This is a genomic window from Hymenobacter psychrotolerans DSM 18569, from assembly GCF_900142395.1.
In the GTDB taxonomy this organism is placed as follows: domain Bacteria; phylum Bacteroidota; class Bacteroidia; order Cytophagales; family Hymenobacteraceae; genus Hymenobacter; species Hymenobacter psychrotolerans.
In genome coordinates, this window is record NZ_FRAS01000027.1 from 21,130 (window position 1) to 39,603 (window position 18,474).

Sequence of the window (18,474 nt, forward strand, 5' to 3'; positions counted from 1 at the left end):
AGACTTATGAAACCTATTAGTTAGCCCGCCGCGAGTTTTTGGCGAGGCTTATAAAAGCTATTAGTTAGACTTATAAAAGCTATTAGTTCGCGGCCCGCCAGCATAGCGTCTCAGAAACCATGAACCACCAGCGGCTTATAAAATCTATTAGTTCGCGAACAGTAGGGCTTATGATAGCCCCACGAATTGACTCTATTAGTTAGCTTATCAAACCTATTAGTTTGGCTTATGAAACCTATTAGTCAGCTTATGAAACCTATTACTCCACTTATAAGACCTATTAGTTGGCTTATAAAACCTATTACTAAAGCCGCTTAAGCTACTGAGGTACAAAAAGTTGCGAGCCCTGCAAATACCTTAAATACTTAAAATACTCACAAGCTTGTTGAAGCTGGAGTACAAAAGCTTATAAAGTGGTGGTTTAGGGCGATGCCCGAACGAAAACAACAAAAAAGGGAGTCTAAACAAGCACAAAATGGGATTGCACTTTTTAAAGAATTTTTTACCTTTTTCTACTATTTAGAACATCTCTGTATACCTCAAAGGTAACTGTAATACTACGCTCAAAGCTAGCACAAGCCTCATTAATAGATTTTATAAGTCTCACAAGAGGCTCTCAGCAGCTTCTTCAGCAACACCGGAAACAGCCCAGGGAGGAGCAGTTGAGCATAATAGCACCACCAACAGCACCCTCTGGGCTTATAAAACCTATTTTTTAGCGGGGTTGGCAGCCTACAGTTCAGCTGAGCCGGTGAGTGAACTAATAGGTTTTATAAGCCATAATGCGGGGTAGCACCATTTGGCAGCAGGTTGTGGAATGCTACCGGATGGCACAGCGAAGCATTGCTAGTTTCCTTGATTGCAACGGAGCGGCAGCAAGCGTATCAGGACTAACAAATGGCTTCTGCGTACCCCTGAAGGGCAGTGGGACGTAGGCAGAACCGCTCGGACTAGTTTTCTTTGCGCCAAATGCACCTCACGGGTACCGTCCTGACTGACCTTAACAGTTACTCCTGAGCCCAGCATGGCGTAGCCAGGAAAAAGATACACCACACATGACTGAAGAAGTAACCCGCCAGACCGACGTTGCCCCGCTGCCATTCCCAGACCTGAGTTTGACCGTTTCCTATGCTGATGCGCTGCTCTATGCCCAAGCAAGGTTAAAAATGCTGGGCAGTGGGGAGTTGAAGCCGTTTTGTGAAACGCACCAGCTCACCTACACCAACATCGTCAACCTGAAAAATGGCAAGCTTAAGCGCGAGGAGCCTCGCCTAGTGCAGCGTGTGCTCGGTAGCTTGGGCCTACCTGCGCAGCAGTTACGCTTTCCCCTATCAAGTAAGACTACGTGGTTTGTGTTGCCGGATACTGAGGCACTTGCTTCTTTTCAGGGACAGTTGCAGTTCCTCACGACCCCGGAGGCTGAGGTATAGTTAATTGATTATTAAGAGGGTGGGGTAGCAACATCAAAAATCACTGAGGCGGGCAATCGCCAGAGCTAGCGAAATTGGCGACTACCAGACCAACCACTTCGTGCAGACTAGGCATAGATAGCCCGAAGCTTCTGTTCTAGTTGGGTTGGAATAGTATAGCCAGTAGCCGAAACGTGCTTTAAGGCTTCAAACGGCTTGTACTTGCTGCGACTTGGGATGAAGGCAATTTCTTCCTCAATGTCGTTGTCGAATAAAATCGAGGTGCCATACGTGGCGTCAATTTTGTCCTCAATTAACTGAGATGAAGCGGTGGCACCCTCCAACTGCGCGGGCGTCTTGTGGGCTTGGTGGTCTTTATCATACACCACCACATACTTTATTTTAAAGCAGTTGAATAAGTGGATGTACAGCGGGATTCCCTCTTTGCCCGACGCCTCGATAAAGCTGTATTCGTGCTTGAAGATGTTTAGGCTCTTGGCTAGAAATGGAATGACAGCCTTGTCGGTGGGCCCTTCCACAATAACCACCTTCTTGGCAAAAAAAGACTCGCTGCGTTCTGGGTTTATCAGCAGCTGTAAGCCGAATAGCTTACGGGCGTCCTCTTCGTGGTAAAGGTCATCATTGCATTGCACAATGGTGGTGCCCTCTTCAAAGTCGTTTTTATGGACGATGACGATGGATTTGTGGTCTTCTAAGTTCACAAACGAACTGGAGTGCGTCGTGAGAAACACCTGGTTGTCGGCTTGCGACAACTCCTTGAGCGACGTGAACAGCTCCCGCTGCGCCTGCGGATGCAAAAAGAGCTCGGGCTCCTCAAAAATGAAGTACGTCGAATGCGAAGCGCCCCGCTTCGGGCCATCTTCACCGGCATCGGCCCGGCGCTTTTCGCGCTCCTCCTTCATGATAACCGCCCAGGCTTTGATGAGGGCAAAGACCAAGGAGCGCTGTAAGCCATTGCCTTTGCGGTCGATGTCCGTCTTTTTACCGTCAAACACCATTACGGACGTTTCCAGCTTTACGGCGTCTTCAACATGGGGGGCCGTAAACTCGATTTCCAACTTGGACTTCCACGCTTCCATTTGCGCTCCAATCAATTCCTCTAATCGGGTTAGCTCTTCTGGCCGTTCGGTATTAGGAGAGCCGTCCGGATTGGTTCGATTCATGGAGCTCACCAGTGCTGCCAAGGCCGCGCTGGCCTGCCGGTACAAAGGGTTCGTTTCCGATATTTTGGTCGCGACCCGAGAATAGAGCTTGTTGAACATGGAGCTGCCTTTCACGGCCAGTTCACTTGCCGCTACCGTCACAGCCGGGATGTAAAGAATTTCGCCAAACATGCTTTGGCCAATGCCCCGGGCACCAAAAAATGGGGTTGTTTCCAATTGGTACTCCATTGGAATCGCAGCACGGTTAGCTTCTATGTGAGCAGCCAAATACGATTTGAGCTGGTCCTGCGTAATCCGGCCGGCTGGTAATTGGTCAGCAAAGGGCAGTTCGCTGCGCTTTTCGGCGGTGGTGAAGCCGCTCATGGCATCTTCTCGCAAATTCACGTCCCGAGGGAGTTCGAGATAGCCGTATAAATCCGCCGCGCTACCCTTTTGCGCCACTTTGCGGACCTTGATTTCGCCTGAGGCGGTTACGTATTTCTGAAACTGATTTTGGTCGAATTCATCCAGGCAACAGAAGGTGATTTCGACATACAGCTCGGTGTCGCAATCGTTAAAATCATGCTCTGTATGCTTGATTTCCCCGAAAAAGAACAGCAAAGCATTCAGGATATTGGACTTGCCGTTGTTGTTCTGACCAATGAAGATGGCTAAATCCTGCAGCTCAAGTTGTAAGCTCTTAATGGAGCGCCAATTGCTGATTTCTAAACTTTTAATTTTCATTACTACCGCACCTGAAGAGTGGAGTAGTTGTCCCGTACGTGGTCGTTGAAATAGGCCCCGTGGGAACGGGCGTCCATCAAGGCTTCGTAAATGGATTCTGGAACCCGACTATATTGATAAACACTGCCTGATTGGAATTCTACTTCCAGTGTCTGGGAGTTGACTTCGTAGCCGATGGAAGAAATGTTGCTGGAGCGTACACGTGCTCTTTCCATAGGGGAGAGGATATTTAACAAGGCACTTGAAGTTTAACTTAGAGCCTTAAGGGGGCCAAAGTACAGCAAATGCTTAGGTTCACTGTCCTAACCTTGCAAGTGGTGCCTGATAGTGCTGATTTTCAACGGTTCTAATTACTTGCCTTTGTCATCAGGATGCATCATTTACACCTAATCTGTCCACCCAAAAGCCTTGCTGTTGCCATTGCTGACAGAAATAGGTCGCGCTTATCGGAAAGGACCTATTTTGCATCGTGCTTTATACCGACTTCGAAACCCGCTGGCTAAAATCAGGCGGAGCGGAGCGGGCCAACTACGGCCTGTTTCTCCAGGATTTATGTGACTTACTCGGCGTTCCGCGCCCGGACCCAACCACCGATAACCCCGCCCAGGATGCGTACGTGCTGGAGCGGGCTGTGACGTTCGAGGACGGGGGCGGCAAGCAGACCACCGGCCGGATTGACTTGTACAAGCGCGGCTGCTTCGTACTTGAAACCAAGCAGGGCACCACTACCCCCGACGAGCAGGCCGCCGCCGAGAAAGCTCAGCTCGGCTTGCCGGCCGAGAAGCGCCGCAAGGGCCACGCGGTGCGCGGCACGGCCAAATGGGAGCAGATGATGAAGGCCGCTCAGGAGCAGGCCTTGCGCTACGTGCGGGCCCTGCCGGCCTCGGAACCACGCCCGCCGTTTGTGGTCGTGGTGGACGTGGGGCACTGCTTTGATGTGTACAGCAACTTTGCCGGTGTGGGGGATACATACGTGCCCTTTCCCGATGCCGCGCATTCCCGCTTCTACCTGCCGGCACTGACCAAGCCTGAGCTACGAGAGCAGCTGCACTTGCTCTTTACCGACCCGCAGCAGCTCGACCCCAGCCGCCGCGCCGCGCGGGTCACGCGCCAGCTCGCCGGTTACCTGGCCGGATTGAGCACCCAGCTGGAAAAGGCCGGGCACCCGTCCGACGTGGTGGCCCAGTTCCTGATGCGCTGCCTGTTCACCATGTTTGCCGAGGACGTGCAGTTGATTCCGGCTGATTCCTTTAAGGGGCTGCTGGCCACATACGCGGAAACGGAAGAATCGCGGGGCTATCTGCCCGACGCGCTGCAAGGCTTATGGGCCGTGATGGACAAGGGCGGCTTTTCGCCCGAGCTGCGCACCAAGCTCCGGCGTTTCAACGGCCAGCTGTTCAACGAGGCGAAGGCCTTGCCTTTGAACGGTGACCAGATAAAACTGCTGGAACTGGCCGCCGCTGCTAATTGGACGGAAGTAGAGCCAGCCATCTTCGGTACCCTGCTCGAACGGGCTCTGGACCCGACCGAACGCCACAGCCTGGGCGCTCACTATACGCCCCGGCGTTACGTCGAGCGGTTGGTGCTGCCGACAGTGATTGAGCCGCTCCGCCGCGAGTGGGCGGCCGCGCAAGCCGCCAGCGCCACCCGCCTGGACGAAGGCAAGGGCAAAAAGGCGGTTGACGCGGCCCGCGAGGAGCTGCTGAAATTCTTGCGCCGGCTGACAGCGGTGAAGGTGCTGGACCCGGCCTGCGGCTCCGGCAACTTGGGGTAGCGCAAGAGTAAGAACAGAAATTCCCGTTAGGAGAGTTGGGCGAGTTGTTCCTCCAAGCTGGTTGGGTCGCGTAGCGGCCGCAGCTGTCCGGCGGCAATGCCTTCAGGCAAACTAAAATCGTAGCGGCCCAGCATGTTGATGTGCTCGTGCAGCAAGGGCGAGAGGCGTGCCACGTCGCCCGGCTCCGGCGGTCCGTCCACGGCTTGGTGGTGTTCCAGCGCTTGCTGCAGATAGCGGGTGTTCCACAACACCAAGGCGTTGACGACCAGGCCCAAGGCCCCGAGTTGGTCTTCCATGCCCTCGCGGTAGCGCTGGCGCAGCTCGCCTTTCTTGCCGTGGAACACGGCCCGGGCCACGGCGTGTCGCCCCTCGCCCCGGTTGAGCTGGACCAGGATGCGCCGGCGGTAGGCCTCGTCCTGCACGTAGGCCAGCAGGTACAGGGTTTTCTCCACCCGCCCGACTTCGGCCACAGCCCGCCCCAGCCCGGAGAGGGTACCGGCCCGTTGCAGGGTGCGCATCACGGCCGTGGCCTTGACCTTGCCGAGTTTGAGCGAGCCGGCCAGCCGCAGCATGTCGTCCCAGTGCTCGGCGATGAGCCGGGCATTGACCACGTGGCGGCTCAGCGCGTTGAGCGGCCCGTAATCCGCCTCTTTTTCCAGGCGCCAGAAGCGCTGGTCCGGCAGGTCGGCCAGGCGGGGGCTGAAGCGGTAGCCCAGCAGCGAGAACAAGCCGAACACCACGTCGCTGTAGCCGTGGGTATCGGCCATGATTTCCCGCGGGTCCAGGCTGGTTTGTTGTTCCAGCAGCCCGGCCAGGATGAAGAGCGAGTCGCGCAGGGTGCCAGGAATGACGATGCCGTGAAAGCCCGTGAACTGGTCGCTGGTAAAGTTGTAGTAGGTCACGCCGCGCTCCGAACCGAAGTATTTGCGGTTCCAGCCCGCGTGCACCGTACGCACGGGCACCACGAACCGCATGCCGTCGGCCGAAGCGACTTCCCCGCCGCCCCAGGCCTGGGCCAGGGGCAACCGTGCCTGGGCATCCACCAGCCGGGCGTTGGCGGCCGTGAGCGTTTCCACGCGCAGGTAGTTTTGCTGCACCCACGAGAGGTGGGGCAGCGTCAGGGCCGGCACGTCCGCACGAGCCACGGCCTTCAGACCGATGTTGCAGGCCTGGGCCAGCAGCACGGCGCAGATGCTCAAGGGCAAATCGGCAGCCGCCGGCTGCCCATCGGCCACGTGGGTAAACGCACGGGCAAAGCCGGTGAAGGCGTCCACTTCCAGCAGCAGGGCTGCCAACTCCACCTGGGGCAGACGCTGGGCCAGTTGTGCCCGCAGCGTGCGTAGGCCGTCCGACTCGGTTTGGGCCGTCAGGGCGCTGACGCTGACGTAGGGCTGCCCGTCTTCTTCGAGCACCTGCAGGGCCGTGTTGTGGGGCAGGTTCGTGTGCACTTCCGTGTAGGCCGCCGCCAGCTGTTGTTGCCAGCGGGCCAGCTCCACCTGCGGGTCCGTGGCGCGTTCCAGGGCCCGGGCCACCGAGTCGCGGACCTGCTCCCAGCCCTCGCCGCGCAGCAATTCGGCGCGCGGGTCGCCGTAGCGCTCGCTGCGGCGCACGAACACGTCGCGGCGGCGCAGCGCCTGGTGCAGGCGCTCGACCACGCAGAGCGTGTAAGCGGGCGGGTGGACCTGGCCTTTGGCGGGAAACACCCGCCGCGCCCACCGGGGCGGCACAACGGTACGCGGGGCTGCGGCCCACCTCGGGCAGCCACGGCCGCCGGCTTCCTGGCCCTGCAAAAAGCGCCAGGCGTCGAGCAGGGGCTTGGCCGCGGGCGTGCCCTCGAACACTACCCCGCGCAACAGCGCCGGCAGAAAGCGCCGCACCGTGGCGTAGCGCGTGGTCAAGGCCTGCACCAGCGGGTCCTCGTCGCTGCGGGCCAACTCCTGCACCGCATCCGCCGCATCGCGCAGGGTGTCTTTGCTGAAGCGGTCGAGCACGTGCTGGCGCAGGGCCGCATCCGGCACGGCGTCGTCGAGCAGCAGGCGCACGGCCTGCTCCAGCACCAGGGCCGCCTGGTCCAGATCCTTGAGCGAGCGCAGGCGCTCGCGGCGCCGGGTGGTTTCGCCGCGCAGGGCCAGTGTGGCCATCAGGCCGTCGAAGAGGTCGAGCAGGTCATCTGTGGCCGTGCGTTCGAGCGTTTGCGCGAACACGAGCAGCGTGGCCAAGCGGCGCTCCTCGCTCATGCGCTGCAGGCTTTGGGCCCAGGCGGATTGGGCATGCCGGGCCAGGCGCGCCAGCCGGGCTTCGGGCAAGTCCTGCACGGGCACCTCGCCCACGCCCAGGGCGCGGATGTGCACCAGCCGGCGCAGGGCGGCCACTAAAGCGGGAGCCGAAATCCGGGTAGGGGCCGTGCGCAGGATTTCCAGCGGGGTGAGGCGCTCACCCGGCTCCACCTGCAGCAGCGCTTCCAGGGCCGCTTGTTGCACCGGGTTCAGGCGGGTGCGCAGCTGGCGGTAGAGGTGGCGCCCCGTGCGCTCGCGCACGCGGGCAATCAGGCGGGCCAGCACCGTGACGCCGGGCAGCACCACGCGCTGGGCGACCAGGTGGGCCGTGGCTAAATCGAAGAGCACACTCGGCCGCACGGTGCTGGTGGCCACCTGCGCGTAGAGCCAGCGGGTGAGGCGGAAGGCCTGCCGGCCGTCAAACGCGCGGTACTGCAGGTAGGCCTGAATCAGGGGCTGATGCTCGTAGGCGGTGTTGGGCCGGTCGCCGTACGTGGCCAGTTGCTCCGGCGCCAGGCCGAGTTGCTGGGCCAAGGTCTGCACCACAGCGGGCGGCACTTGCAGCGGGTCGACCAGAAAGGTGCCCAAAAACCGCAGCGTCCCCAGCTGCACGGCGCAGCCCAGGCGGGTGTGCGGCAAGCGCCGGGCCGCCAGGAACTGCTGGTCGGCCGCGCTCAGGTAAAAGAACCGGGTAAGCTGCTCCGGGCTGGGGTCGGCGTGGTACCGGCCGTAGCGAGCGGCTTGCTCGTCATTGAGAAACTCGACAGGCATACGTGGCGCTTACTGGCTGGCCGGACTGCCACCCGTCGGAACGCCCAGGTGGGCAAGGTAGCGGTAGATGGTGGCCCGACCAACGCCCAGCAACTGGCCAATTTCGGCCACCGTTTTGTCCTGCTGCAGATACAGCGTCTTGGCGGCCTGGGCCTTGGACAACGCTTCTTTCGACAAGCCTTTGGGCCGCCCACCCTGCCGGCCGCGGGCGCGGGCGGCCGTTAGGCCGGCGCGCGTTCGTTCGCGGATGATGTCGCGCTCAAACTCGGCTAGGGAGGCAAACAGGTTGAACATGAGCCGGCCCTGCGCCGTGGTGGTGTCCAGGTGGTCCTGCAAACTGACAAAGTGGATGCCTTTGTCCTGAAAACCCGTCACCAGCGTGACCAGGTCTTTGAGCGAACGGCCCAACCGGTCCAGCTTCCAGACCACGAGCGTGTCGCCTGCCCGCAGGCGGGTCAGCAGGTGCTGCAGCGCTGGCCGCTCTTTGGCGGATGATACCTTCTCCTGCGCGACCTCTTGGCAGCCGTAGGTCTGCAAGGCATCGGTTTGCAGGTGCAGTTGTTGGTCGGGGGTGCTAACGCGGGCGTAGCCGAAAATCACAGGTACTGTTCTCAGAAAGTCAAGAATGGCAAAGATAGCGAGCCATTGATTTGTGAGAACAGCGTATGAGACATTTATTACTGGTCACGAGCGCCTCCCGAACGGGCGAGATCACCGGGCCGAAAAAACGCCCGTTTTCTGAGACACCCCGGCCCACACAGTTTGTCCTTGCCGTTACTTTCTGTGTCTACTCTTGTCTTACTTCTAATAGGTCGCTATGCTACTGTCTATGCCCCACCCAGATTCTGAAAAAGCAGCAACTCTAACGGCAGCGCTTCCACTTGCTGCTGCACCTCGCCAAGTGGTTGGAAAACTTCCGTGCTGGTATTGGGCTTTGCCGGGCTGGAGCTGCTGGGCGTGAAGCTCCTTTCAGGCGTTGGCCCGGCGCTATAGCTGGTGGGCACCATAATCTGGCTGATCTCAACAGCTGACCCGTCAACCTTTGCCCGGAACCGGGGGTATAGCCAGGGGAGGGCAGCGTAATATAGCCCTTCTTTACCCTTGCCCACTGAGGCCAGCTGGCCCAGGCATGTTACCACTCCCCTTAATCCCCGCTGATGGATTTTTCCCTTGCCTGGCAGAAGCTTCACCAGATTGGCCGCGACCTGATGCTGGCCCTGCCCAACATCGTTTTCGGCCTGATCGTCTTTCTGGGATTTCTGCTGCTGGCCCGCGGCGTGCGCGCCTTGGTGCAGCGTATCACGCGCAGCAGAAAAAGCAGTCACAACTTGCCTCTGTTGCTAAGCCGGCTGGCCTACGTGGCCACGCTCATCCTGGGGGTGCTGGTCACGGTGACCATCGTGCTGCCGGGCTTTACCCCGGCGAGCCTAGTCAGCGCCCTGGGCGTGGGCGGCATCGCCATCGGCTTTGCCTTCAAGGACATTTTCCAGAACTTTCTGGCCGGCATCCTGCTGCTTTTTACCGAGCCGTTTCGCATCGGCGACCAGATTAAGTACAAAGATTTCGAGGGCACCGTGGAAGATATCCAAACCCGGGCCACCAGCATCAAAACCTACGACGGACGCCGCGTCATCATTCCCAACGCGGAGCTGTTCACTAACGCCGTGACCGTGAATACGGCCTACGACAAGCGCCGCCTGCAGTACGACGTGGGCATCGGCTACGGCGACGATATTGCCCGGGCCCGGGAGCTGATGCTCGAAGCCATGCGCGCGGTGCCCGGCGTGCTGCAGGACCCCGCGCCGGAAGCCCTGGTGATGGACCTGGCCGCAAGCTCCGTGAACATCCGGGCGCGCTGGTGGGTGGATCCGCCCCGGCAGGCCGACATCCTTGATGCCCAGGACAAGGTGCTCGAAGCCATCAAGAACAAGCTCGCCGAGAATGGCTTCGACTTACCCTTTCCCACCCGGCAGATTCTATTCCACGACCAGACCGAAACTACCGATGGGGACCGACGCCGGCAGCGCGAGGGCTGGCCGGCGGGCTCTGGCGACGTTCCAGTGGCCCGGGCGGCCGCATATGGCTCCGAGCCACTGGAGAATACCCCTCAATAGCCGGCGGGGCGGGGGCGGTATGCGGTTGTGCTTCCCCTCAACCCGTAAAGCAGTTGTTTGGACTTCGCGTATTCACCTGGTTCCAACTCGTTTTTATTTTCCCAACGCCGTGGGCCTGATTGACCATGTGCCCCGGACCCATGTGTACCTGCATTGGACGGGAGCACCGGTATCTAGCGTCGAGTTTCGGGCCCTGTACGTGCACATATGCAACCTACTGCAGCGCCACCAACTGAAGGCGATTCTAGCCGACCATCTTTGATGACTCAGACCGGGCCAGCGCCTGGTTTCAGGGCGCCTAGATTTCTTACCGATAAGGATTATCCGGCCTTATTCCCTCGCCGAAGGCGGCGGCTACCTCTGCCAGCCGCTGGCGCACCTGCTCCCGCTCGTAGTCGGTGGGCAGGGTGCGCCGGGCGGCTTCGGCTATCAGGTCAGCTTGCTGGCGCAGGGCCTGGCGGCGGGCCGGGGCCTGGGTCCGCTGCCCGATGGTGGCCAGGGCCGTGAGCAGGCGCAGGTACACGGCCACGTTGCCGTCGGCACTGCCGCGTATCTGGTCGAAGGCCGTGGCCAGATAGCCGCCAAAAGTGGGGCGCACGGCAATGACGCGGACCCGCTCGTGATCGGTACGCCAGGGTTGCTCGAAGTGCCGGTCGGCCAGCTGCGCGAGCAGCGCACTCAGGTGGTCGATGCCGATGAGGGCGGTGGTGGTGTCGTTGATGCCCGGCGAGAGGGCCTTGAGGGCAATGTCCACCAGCTGACGCAGACCGAAGCCGGCATCCTGCTCGATGGTGCGCTGGCTGCCCAGGCTAAAGCAGTCGTTGAGCTGCGCGGTGAGCTCCCCCGTCAGGGCCATGGGAGCTGCCGGCTCGTAGCGCGCCACACTGGCCAGGGCCGCGCCGCGGGCCACGAACCCGCCCATGCCGTGCTCTAGGCGCACCACGCCCCCCAGCCGGCGGGCCAGCGCGAGCAGTGCCTCCTCGTCCATGCTTTGCACGTAGCCCGTAGCCCCAGCCGGCACCGGCTGCCAGTGCAGCTGCCCGGCCTGCCGGAGCAACTCCTGCGCTTGCGCCGGGTCGGCTTCCTCGCCCAACTGCTCGGGAAACAGGCGGGCAATGGCCGCCTGAGTCTCCTCGGTGGCGTGACGGATGATGGTAGACGCCTGGATGGCCGTGGCCATGTGGTGGATGAAGAAGATGAGCACCCCGATGCTAACCAACGCCAATACCAGCCCCATGAGCACAGCCAGGGAGGGAATAAAGCCGCCTTCGTCGCCGCCGCGGATGGTGCGCAGCACGATGAGGCAGTACACGAAGATGCTCACGAAAAAGCCCAGCACCACCTGATTAGCCCGGTCGCGCATGAAGTTGCGCAGCACCCGTGAGGTGTACTGGCTCGACACCTGGGCCAGGGTGCTCAGCGTGAGGGAGAAAATCAGGGCCGCCACTGTGACCATGGAGCCGGCAATGGCCGTGAGCATGCCCCGGGCCCCGTCGGAGCCGGCCCCGAACAGCAGGGGGTAGTCCGGCACCCAGTCGTGGCGGATGCCGGCGTCGAGAAATACCAGCGCAAAGGCCAGCCCGATGGCGGCGGCTACCATCAGGGTGGGCACAAACCAGAGACTGGCGTTCAGGTGCTGCCACAGGGCGCGGAGTCGGTGCATAGGAAGCGGTTTACGAGCAGTTAATGACCGGCATCGGCGGGCGCCTCGCCGGTACTCAGACCCAGCCGCTTGACCAGCGGCCCGATGGTAAGGCCCTGCCCGATGATGCTGAACACCACCACCACGTAAGTAACGCCCACCAGCAGGTCGCGGGGCATGGAGGCGGGCAGCGACAAAGCCAGGGCCACGGAAATGCCGCCCCGCAGCCCGCCCCAGGTCAGCACACGCAGCGTCCGGCGGTCGAAGGGGTAGTAGCGCTGTAGCAGAGCCAGCGGCAGGCCCACCGACGCCCAGCGGGCCAGCAGCACCACCCCGATGGCCACCAGGCCGACCAGCAGGGTAGTGCGGCTGATGTCGAGCACGAGCATCTCCAGGCCGATGAGCACAAAGAGTACGGCATTCAGAATCTCATCGAGCAGCTCCCAGAATTTGTCCAGGTACTCCCGCGTCTCGTCCGACATGCCCAGCTCCCGGCCCTGGTCGCCCACAATCAGCCCCGCCACCACCATGGCCAGCGGCCCCGAGGTGTGCAGCCGCGCGGCCAGGGCGGTGCCACCCATCACCAGGGCCAGGGTGATAAGCACCTCTACCTGATAGTGGTCGATACTGCGCAGGGCCCAGAAGCCGGCGTAGCCCAGCGCCGCCCCCAGGGCCAGACCGCCCACGGCTTCGCGCAGAAACAGCTCCCCGATGATGGCCGGCGTGGCCTGGCCGTTCCCGAACTGGGCAATCTGCAGCAGGCTCACGAACACGACCACGGCAATGCCGTCGTTGAAGAGTGACTCGCCCACGATGCGGATTTCCAGGCGCGGATCGATGCGCGCCTGCTTGAGAATGCCCAGCACCGCAATGGGGTCAGTGGGGGAGATGAGGGCCCCGAACAGCAGACAGTAGATGAAGTCGGTGGGCAGGCCAAAGAGCGGCAGCAGGTAATAGAACGCCGTGCCGACCAGGGCCGTCGAGAGCAACGTACCGGCCGTGGCCATGGCCCCCACGGCCACGCCTTCCTTGCCCAGGGTCCGCAGGTCGACGTGCAGGGAGCCGGCAAACAGCAGAAAGCTCAGCATCACCTGCATGAGCACCGTGTGAAAGTCGATGCCGCGCACCAGCTCACCCGCGGTCAGCACCCAGTCGACGCCCAGCTTGCCCAGCCCGATGGCTAGCAAGGACGAAACCAGGGCCAGCACCATCAGCCCGATGGTACCGGGCAGTCGAAGGAAGCGGTGGTTGACGTAGCCGAATACGGCGGCCAGAACAATGAGCAGCGCCAGGGTATTATATAATTCCATCGGGAGGCCAGGGGCGGGTAAGAGTTCAGTAGACGCGAAACAGCGAAGTTAGTTAAGCAGCGCCTGGCTAAGGAGCCGCGGCGGGCCGGAGCGCAGGGCGTGCAGCCCGGCCGGCCACGGCTCCCGGACCATCGTATACTGGTTACGGGCCGATGGCCGGTCCGGCCCTCATGTTCCTTCTGTTGTTGTGCTTATGACTTCCGATGCACCCATGCCCATGGCGCCACATCCCTACCGCGGCTTTGCCGTGATGCTGGGTATTTCCTTTGTGCTCATGTACGGGATTATGTTTCTGAACGTGGACCAGCCCGACCATGTTTACCTGAGCCTAACCCGCACCTATATGAGTTTGCTGATGGTTTCGGCCATGGCGTTGGTCATGCTCGGCCTCATGCGCCACATGTACCCGGACAAGCGCACCAATCAACTCATTGCGGGCGGCAGCGCGGCTTTGTTTGTGCTTGTTCTATTGCTGCTACGCGCCCAGATTCCGGTGGGCGACGTGCAGTACATGAAGGCCATGATTCCGCACCATTCCTCGGCCATTATGGTCAGCCGCTCGGCCAAGTTGCAGGACCCGCAGGTACAGAAGCTGGCCCAGGACATTATTCGGTCGCAGGAGCGGGAAATTGCCGAGATGAAAGCGGCCATCGCTCGCCTGAATGGGCCGCAATAGCTTCGAACCCTTCTGCCTGGTGTAAGCTGAACGCCCTGCTGGTTACCGGCCCCGCAATGGCTAGGGCACTTTGCCCTATGCTCTTGGTGCGGTTCTGGCCGCACTTTGCGGCTACCTTGCGGCGGGATGCGTATGCAGCGCCTTCCCTGCTACTCTCTTTCGAATGAATGTGCGCTTTCTGGTCTGGCTCCGCCAGCGCTTTGACCTTTCCCACGACATGGCCGACCCGGCCCACATCCTGGCTGGCGTGGAAGAGGGCATTGTCTTCCGCGGCACCAACCTGTGGGTGCTCATCTTCGCTATTCTGGTAGCCTCGGTGGGGCTCAACGTCAACTCCACGGCCGTCATCATCGGGGCCATGCTCATCTCACCGCTCATGGGGCCCATCGTGGGCATTGGCTTCGGGGCCGCCACGGCCGAGGTAGAGCTGGTGCGGCGGGGTTTGAAAAACCTGTTCATTGCCGCCGGCATCAGTTTGCTGGTGTCGGCCCTGTACTTCCGGCTCACGCCCCTCACCGATGCGGGCTCCGAGCTGCTGGCCCGGACCCAACCTACCACCTGGGACGTGCTCATTGCTTTGTTCGGCGGGGCAGCCGGGGCCGTGGGCCTCACCCGCCGCTCGCGGGGCAATGCCGTGCCCGGCGTGGCCATTGCCACGGCCCTAATGCCGCCGCTGTGCACGGCCGGCTACGGCCTGGCCACATCCCACTGGAGCTATCTGCTGGGGGCGCTGTACCTGTTTTTCATCAACAGCGTGTTTATCAGCCTGGCCACCTTTCTGGTGGCCCGCATCCTGCCGCTGCCGCACCACACCTTTGTCAGCCGCCAGCGCGCCCGGCGCGTGCAGCTTTCCATCTGGGCCGTGGCCCTGCTCACCGGCATACCCAGCGTGTACCTGGCTTCGCGCATCGTGCAGCGCACCGTGTTTGCCCACAATGCCCAGCAGTTCGTGGACGAGCAGTTTAATCAACAGCCGGGCACCTACGTGGTCACGCGCCGCATTGAGGCCGACACGCGCACCATCAACGTGCTGCTGGCCGGGCAGCGCCTCACGCGGGCGCAGCTGCGCGAGGCCCGGCAGCAGCTGGTCCGCTACCGCCTGCCCCAGGCCCAGCTGACCGTGCGCCAGGGCCTGGCCCAACTCGACTCGGCCGATGCCCAAACCATGCGCAACAGCCTGCTCGAAGACGTACGCAGCCGCAACGAGCAAACCCTGGCCGGCTACGATGCCCGCCTGGCCCAACTCCAGCAGGTGCTTACCCAGCCCGATAACCCCGCCCTGACCGGCCTGCCCACCGCCCCAGTTCTGCTACGCGAGGTGCAGGCCGAGCACCCCGCCGTGCGCCAATTGGGCGTGAGCCGTGTGGTGCGGCCCGCGGCCGATTCGCTGCGGGCCGATACGACCGTCGTCGTGTCGGTGCGCACCGCGCAGCCCCTGCCGGCGGTCGAGCAGCAGCGCCTACGGCAGTGGCTGAGCGTGCGCGCCGGCAGCCAGCATCCCGTGCAGCTGCTACTGGAAGCGCCACCCCGGCGCTAAGGATAGGGTCCCATCCTTCAGGTTGGACGCAGCTTCCACAGTTTGTCGATGTACTACCCACCCAGAACGTACACCCGCAAAGCCACCGGCAGGCCCGCTTCTGCTCGCTTCACCCCAACCTACGCAGCGCAAGTCCAACCAAGCCGGGCGCGAAGAGCCAGAATGTTTTTGGTGCGGTCCTCTTTTCTCGCTACCGCAAAAGAAGCGAGAAGCATTCAATGCTATTCACTTTCAGTAGCTTCTTGGTTAAGCTTATGACGTTGCCTGGGCACGATAACCACCCAACGCCCCGGCCGCCGCGGGGACTTTTTCGTGCCGCATCCGCGCCAGCCGACCCAACCCCGCTGCCCGGCCGTAGGTAAGGGTACCCTCCACCATTCCCCGGCCGCATGACAGATATTAACCGCGCCTTCACCCTATTATCGGGCAAGCTTACTCGCTGGCTGCAGCAGTTTATTCTGCTGCTGCCCAACCTGCTCATTGCCCTACTGATTCTGGTCGTCACCTTCTTCGCCGCGCGGCTCGTGCGCCGGCTGATGGGCCAGGTGCTGCCACGGGTATCCACCCACGCCACGCTGAACAACCTGGTGAGCACCTTGGCCTACCTGGGCGTGCTGCTGGTGGGCACCTTCTTCACGCTGGAAGTGCTCAGCCTCGACAAGACGGTGACCTCGCTGCTGGCCGGCGTGGGCATCATCGGGCTGGCGCTGGGCTTTGCCTTTCAGGACATGGCCGCCAACTTTATCAGCGGCATCATCATCGCCGTGCAGCGGCCCTTCACCGTGGGCGACGTCATCCAGACCGACGCCTTTTTCGGCACCATCGAACGCATCAACCTACGCACCCTGGATTTGCGCCAGGTCACCGGTGAGCTGGTGCGGGTGCCCAACCGCAAGGTGTTTGAAAGCGCCGTGATAAACTACACCGTCACCACCCGCCGCCGCGTGGACCTGGACTGTGGCGTGGCCTACGACTCGGACCTGGAGCAGGTGCGCGCGGTGGCGCTGCAGGCTATGCGCGACTTTCCCAAGCTGCTCACCGACCGGCCGCCGGAAGTCATGTTTACCGGCTTTGGCGATAGTGCCATCACCTTCACGCTGCGCTTCTGGATTCCCTACCAGCAGCAGGTCGACTACGTGGGCGCCAAGAGCGAGGCTGTTATGCGCATCAAGCGGGCGTTTGACGAGGCCGGGATTGTCATTCCCTTCCCCATCCGGACCCTGGACGTATCGCCGGCGCTGCTGGCCCAACTGCGGCCCACGGCGGCCGAGTAGGGCTGGCACCTATTGACCTGAATCAGGAACCAGCCAGGAGGGTTTTTCTGTGTATTTTTCCCGCATATGAGGCCATTTTTTACCTGCTTATTCCTGTTGCTGACCTGGGGCGCGGTAGCCCAGACGCCCGATTCCCTGGCCCCGGCGGCCCGGCCCGCGCCGGCGGCACCGGCCGGCGCGGCCGTGGTGCTGCCCCCCGCCGATACCTTGTTTCGGGTGTACGGCCGGGTGGGTTCGTTTGGCCCCCGCGAGCGGGCCGAGGCCATCCAGCGCCGCCTGCAGGCTCTGCTCGACGCGCCGCTGTTCCGGCCCGACTCGCTCTACGTGGTCGACGCGGAGCAGGACTCCGAAATCATGTACGCCGACGCCCACGTGCTGAGCGTGGGCCAGGCCGAAGCGCAGGCCCTGGGCCAGCCCCGGCAAGCCGTGGCCCGCCAGTACCTCGGCCTGCTGCGCCGCCACCTCACGGCCGCCCAGCAGGCCAGCTCCCTGCCCGCGCTGCTGAAGCGCGGCGCCCTGGCCGTGCTCACGCTGGTGATGTTGGCCGGCTTGATTTTCGGGCTGAACCGCTTTTTTCGGGCCATCAACCAACACATTCTGCGCTGGCGCGGCAGCCCCCTGCGGCCCTGGCGCATCAATAACTACGAGCTGCTCACGCAGCAGCGGCAGCTGGAGGTGCTGCGCACATTACTCAAGGTGCTGCGCCTGGTACTGGTAGCCCTGACGGTGTACCTCGCGCTACCCCTGCTCTTTAGCCTCTTTCCCTGGACCGAAGGTTTCTCGCGGCAGCTGCTGGGCTACGTGCTGGGCCCCGTGCAGCGGGTGGTGCTGGCCATCGTGCACTACATTCCCAACCTGCTCACCATCGTAGTCATCTACTTCTTTACCACCAACGCCGTGCGCCTGCTGCGCTTCCTGGCCACGGAAGTGGCCGAGGGCAAGCTGGTCATCGACGGGTTCTACGCCGATTGGGCCCTGCCTACCTTCAACCTGGTGCGCTTTGCCCTGTACGTGTTCATGTTCATCGTCATCTTTCCCTACCTGCCCGGCTCCGACTCGCCGGTGTTTCAGGGCGTATCGGTGCTGCTGGGCTTCATTATTTCCTTCGGTTCCACCTCGGCCATTGGCAACCTGGTAGCGGGCATTGTCATCACCTACATGCGGCCCTACAAGGTGGGCGACCGGGTCAGGATTGGCGAGGTGGTGGGCGACGTGCTCGAAAAAACGCTGCTGGTCACCCGCCTGCGCACCATCAAGAATGAAGACATCACCATTCCCAACTCCAACATCCTCACCGGCCACACCGTGAACTACAGCGCCGCGGCCGCGCGCGAGGGCCTGGTGCTCCATTCTACCATCACCATCGGCTACGACGTGCCCTGGCCGCAGGTCCACGAGCTGCTGCTGGCGGCGGCCCGCGCCACGGCGGGCGTGGAGGCCTCGCCCGCCCCCTTCGTGCTGCAAACCAGCCTCGACGATTTCTACGTCTCCTACCAAATCAACGCCTACACCCGGCAGCCGCACCGGCAGGCCGCCTTGTACTCGGAGCTGCACCAGCACATCCAAACAGAGTTTGCCCGCGCGGGCGTCGAAATCATGTCCCCGCACTACCGCGCTACCCGCACCGGGGCGGAGGCAGCCAGCACTGTTCCACCTATGTCCGCAGAGGGCTAAGCAGACCCACCGGATACCCATCTGCCATTTAAGCCAAACGCGTAACTTAGCCCAACCCCAGACTATTCCGTGCCAGTTTCTACTGGCTCAAGTGGCCAAGAAGTGCAGGG

The 18,474-nt window shown here is 61.8% G+C and carries 13 protein-coding genes; 7 read left to right on the forward strand and 6 right to left on the reverse strand.

Annotated features, from left to right (window positions below):
- Positions 1–1,055 precede the first annotated feature (1,055 nt).
- A complete protein-coding gene (locus BUE15_RS18355) occupies positions 1,056–1,430 on the forward strand; it encodes a hypothetical protein (RefSeq protein WP_073288288.1) in 375 nt (124 codons plus the stop codon).
- A 107-nt stretch (positions 1,431–1,537) separates the two neighbouring features.
- On the opposite strand, the gene BUE15_RS18360 is transcribed toward BUE15_RS18355, so the two are convergent.
- Together BUE15_RS18360 and BUE15_RS22655 are read right to left on the reverse strand one after the other, a co-directional pair.
- Entirely contained in the window at positions 1,538–3,316 is a 1,779-nt protein-coding gene (locus BUE15_RS18360; RefSeq protein WP_073288289.1) for an ATP-dependent nuclease, read from the reverse strand.
- Between the two features lie 2 nt (positions 3,317–3,318).
- Complete coding sequence (locus BUE15_RS22655; RefSeq protein ID WP_073288290.1) at positions 3,319–3,531, reverse strand: KTSC domain-containing protein; 213 nt, start codon at positions 3,529–3,531, stop codon at positions 3,319–3,321.
- A gap of 254 nt (positions 3,532–3,785) precedes the next feature.
- Between BUE15_RS22655 and BUE15_RS18370 the strand changes: the two genes are divergently transcribed.
- Entirely contained in the window at positions 3,786–5,090 is a 1,305-nt protein-coding gene (locus BUE15_RS18370; protein WP_244535978.1) for a type IIL restriction-modification enzyme MmeI, read from the forward strand.
- A gap of 26 nt (positions 5,091–5,116) precedes the next feature.
- Here the strand turns inward: BUE15_RS18370 and BUE15_RS18375 are convergent, their stop codons facing one another.
- Positions 5,117–8,137: a Tn3 family transposase gene (locus BUE15_RS18375; protein ID WP_073288292.1), complete on the reverse strand. Its 3,021-nt coding sequence runs from the start codon at positions 8,135–8,137 to the stop codon at positions 5,117–5,119.
- Between the two features lie 9 nt (positions 8,138–8,146).
- Entirely contained in the window at positions 8,147–8,737 is a 591-nt protein-coding gene (locus BUE15_RS18380) for a recombinase family protein (RefSeq protein ID WP_073288294.1), read from the reverse strand.
- A 557-nt stretch (positions 8,738–9,294) separates the two neighbouring features.
- On the opposite strand from BUE15_RS18380, the gene BUE15_RS18390 reads away from it, so the two are divergent.
- Positions 9,295–10,251 carry a mechanosensitive ion channel family protein gene (locus BUE15_RS18390; RefSeq protein WP_073288297.1) on the forward strand — a complete coding sequence of 319 codons (957 nt, stop codon included), beginning with the start codon at positions 9,295–9,297 and terminating at the stop codon, positions 10,249–10,251.
- Positions 10,252–10,558: 307 nt separating this feature from the next.
- Here BUE15_RS18390 and BUE15_RS18395 read toward each other — a convergent pair whose 3' ends face one another.
- Both BUE15_RS18395 and BUE15_RS18400 read right to left on the reverse strand, forming a co-directional pair.
- The gene (locus BUE15_RS18395; RefSeq protein WP_073288299.1) at positions 10,559–11,914 is read right to left on the reverse strand and encodes a DUF2254 domain-containing protein; all 1,356 of its coding nucleotides are present in this window, start codon (positions 11,912–11,914) and stop codon (positions 10,559–10,561) included.
- A 20-nt stretch (positions 11,915–11,934) separates the two neighbouring features.
- Positions 11,935–13,203 (reverse strand): cation:proton antiporter, encoded by a 1,269-nt coding sequence (locus BUE15_RS18400; protein WP_073288300.1) that lies wholly within the window; start codon positions 13,201–13,203, stop codon positions 11,935–11,937.
- A gap of 193 nt (positions 13,204–13,396) precedes the next feature.
- Here BUE15_RS18400 and BUE15_RS18405 point away from each other — a divergent pair, with 193 nt between their 5' ends.
- The 4 genes from BUE15_RS18405 (at position 13,397) to BUE15_RS18420 (ending at position 18,364) form a co-directional block, all read left to right on the forward strand.
- The gene (locus BUE15_RS18405) at positions 13,397–13,879 is read left to right on the forward strand and encodes a DUF305 domain-containing protein (RefSeq protein WP_244535979.1); all 483 of its coding nucleotides are present in this window, start codon (positions 13,397–13,399) and stop codon (positions 13,877–13,879) included.
- 163 nt (positions 13,880–14,042) lie between these two features.
- Complete coding sequence (locus tag BUE15_RS18410) at positions 14,043–15,416, forward strand: DUF389 domain-containing protein (protein ID WP_073288302.1); 1,374 nt, start codon at positions 14,043–14,045, stop codon at positions 15,414–15,416.
- Between the two features lie 389 nt (positions 15,417–15,805).
- Positions 15,806–16,690, forward strand: coding sequence for a mechanosensitive ion channel family protein (locus BUE15_RS18415; protein WP_073288304.1), 885 nt, complete (start codon positions 15,806–15,808; stop codon positions 16,688–16,690).
- Between the two features lie 66 nt (positions 16,691–16,756).
- Positions 16,757–18,364, forward strand: coding sequence for a mechanosensitive ion channel family protein (locus BUE15_RS18420; protein ID WP_139252417.1), 1,608 nt, complete (start codon positions 16,757–16,759; stop codon positions 18,362–18,364).
- The last annotated feature ends 110 nt before the right edge of the window (positions 18,365–18,474 follow it).

Excerpts from the sequence above, each read along its gene's own strand:
- BUE15_RS18355 (WP_073288288.1), top strand. The coding sequence starts at position 1,056 with ATGACTGAAGAAGTAACCCGCCAGACCGACGTTGCCCCGCTGCCATTC.
- BUE15_RS18360 (WP_073288289.1), bottom strand. The coding sequence starts at position 3,316 with ATGAAAATTAAAAGTTTAGAAATCAGCAATTGGCGCTCCATTAAGAGC.
- BUE15_RS22655 (WP_073288290.1), bottom strand. The coding sequence starts at position 3,531 with ATGGAAAGAGCACGTGTACGCTCCAGCAACATTTCTTCCATCGGCTAC.
- BUE15_RS18375 (WP_073288292.1), bottom strand. The coding sequence starts at position 8,137 with ATGCCTGTCGAGTTTCTCAATGACGAGCAAGCCGCTCGCTACGGCCGG.
- BUE15_RS18390 (WP_073288297.1), top strand. The coding sequence starts at position 9,295 with ATGGATTTTTCCCTTGCCTGGCAGAAGCTTCACCAGATTGGCCGCGAC.
- BUE15_RS18395 (WP_073288299.1), bottom strand. The coding sequence starts at position 11,914 with ATGCACCGACTCCGCGCCCTGTGGCAGCACCTGAACGCCAGTCTCTGG.
- BUE15_RS18400 (WP_073288300.1), bottom strand. The coding sequence starts at position 13,203 with ATGGAATTATATAATACCCTGGCGCTGCTCATTGTTCTGGCCGCCGTA.
- BUE15_RS18405 (WP_244535979.1), top strand. The coding sequence starts at position 13,397 with ATGACTTCCGATGCACCCATGCCCATGGCGCCACATCCCTACCGCGGC.
- BUE15_RS18410 (WP_073288302.1), top strand. The coding sequence starts at position 14,043 with ATGAATGTGCGCTTTCTGGTCTGGCTCCGCCAGCGCTTTGACCTTTCC.
- BUE15_RS18415 (WP_073288304.1), top strand. The coding sequence starts at position 15,806 with ATGACAGATATTAACCGCGCCTTCACCCTATTATCGGGCAAGCTTACT.
- BUE15_RS18420 (WP_139252417.1), top strand. The coding sequence starts at position 16,757 with ATGAGGCCATTTTTTACCTGCTTATTCCTGTTGCTGACCTGGGGCGCG.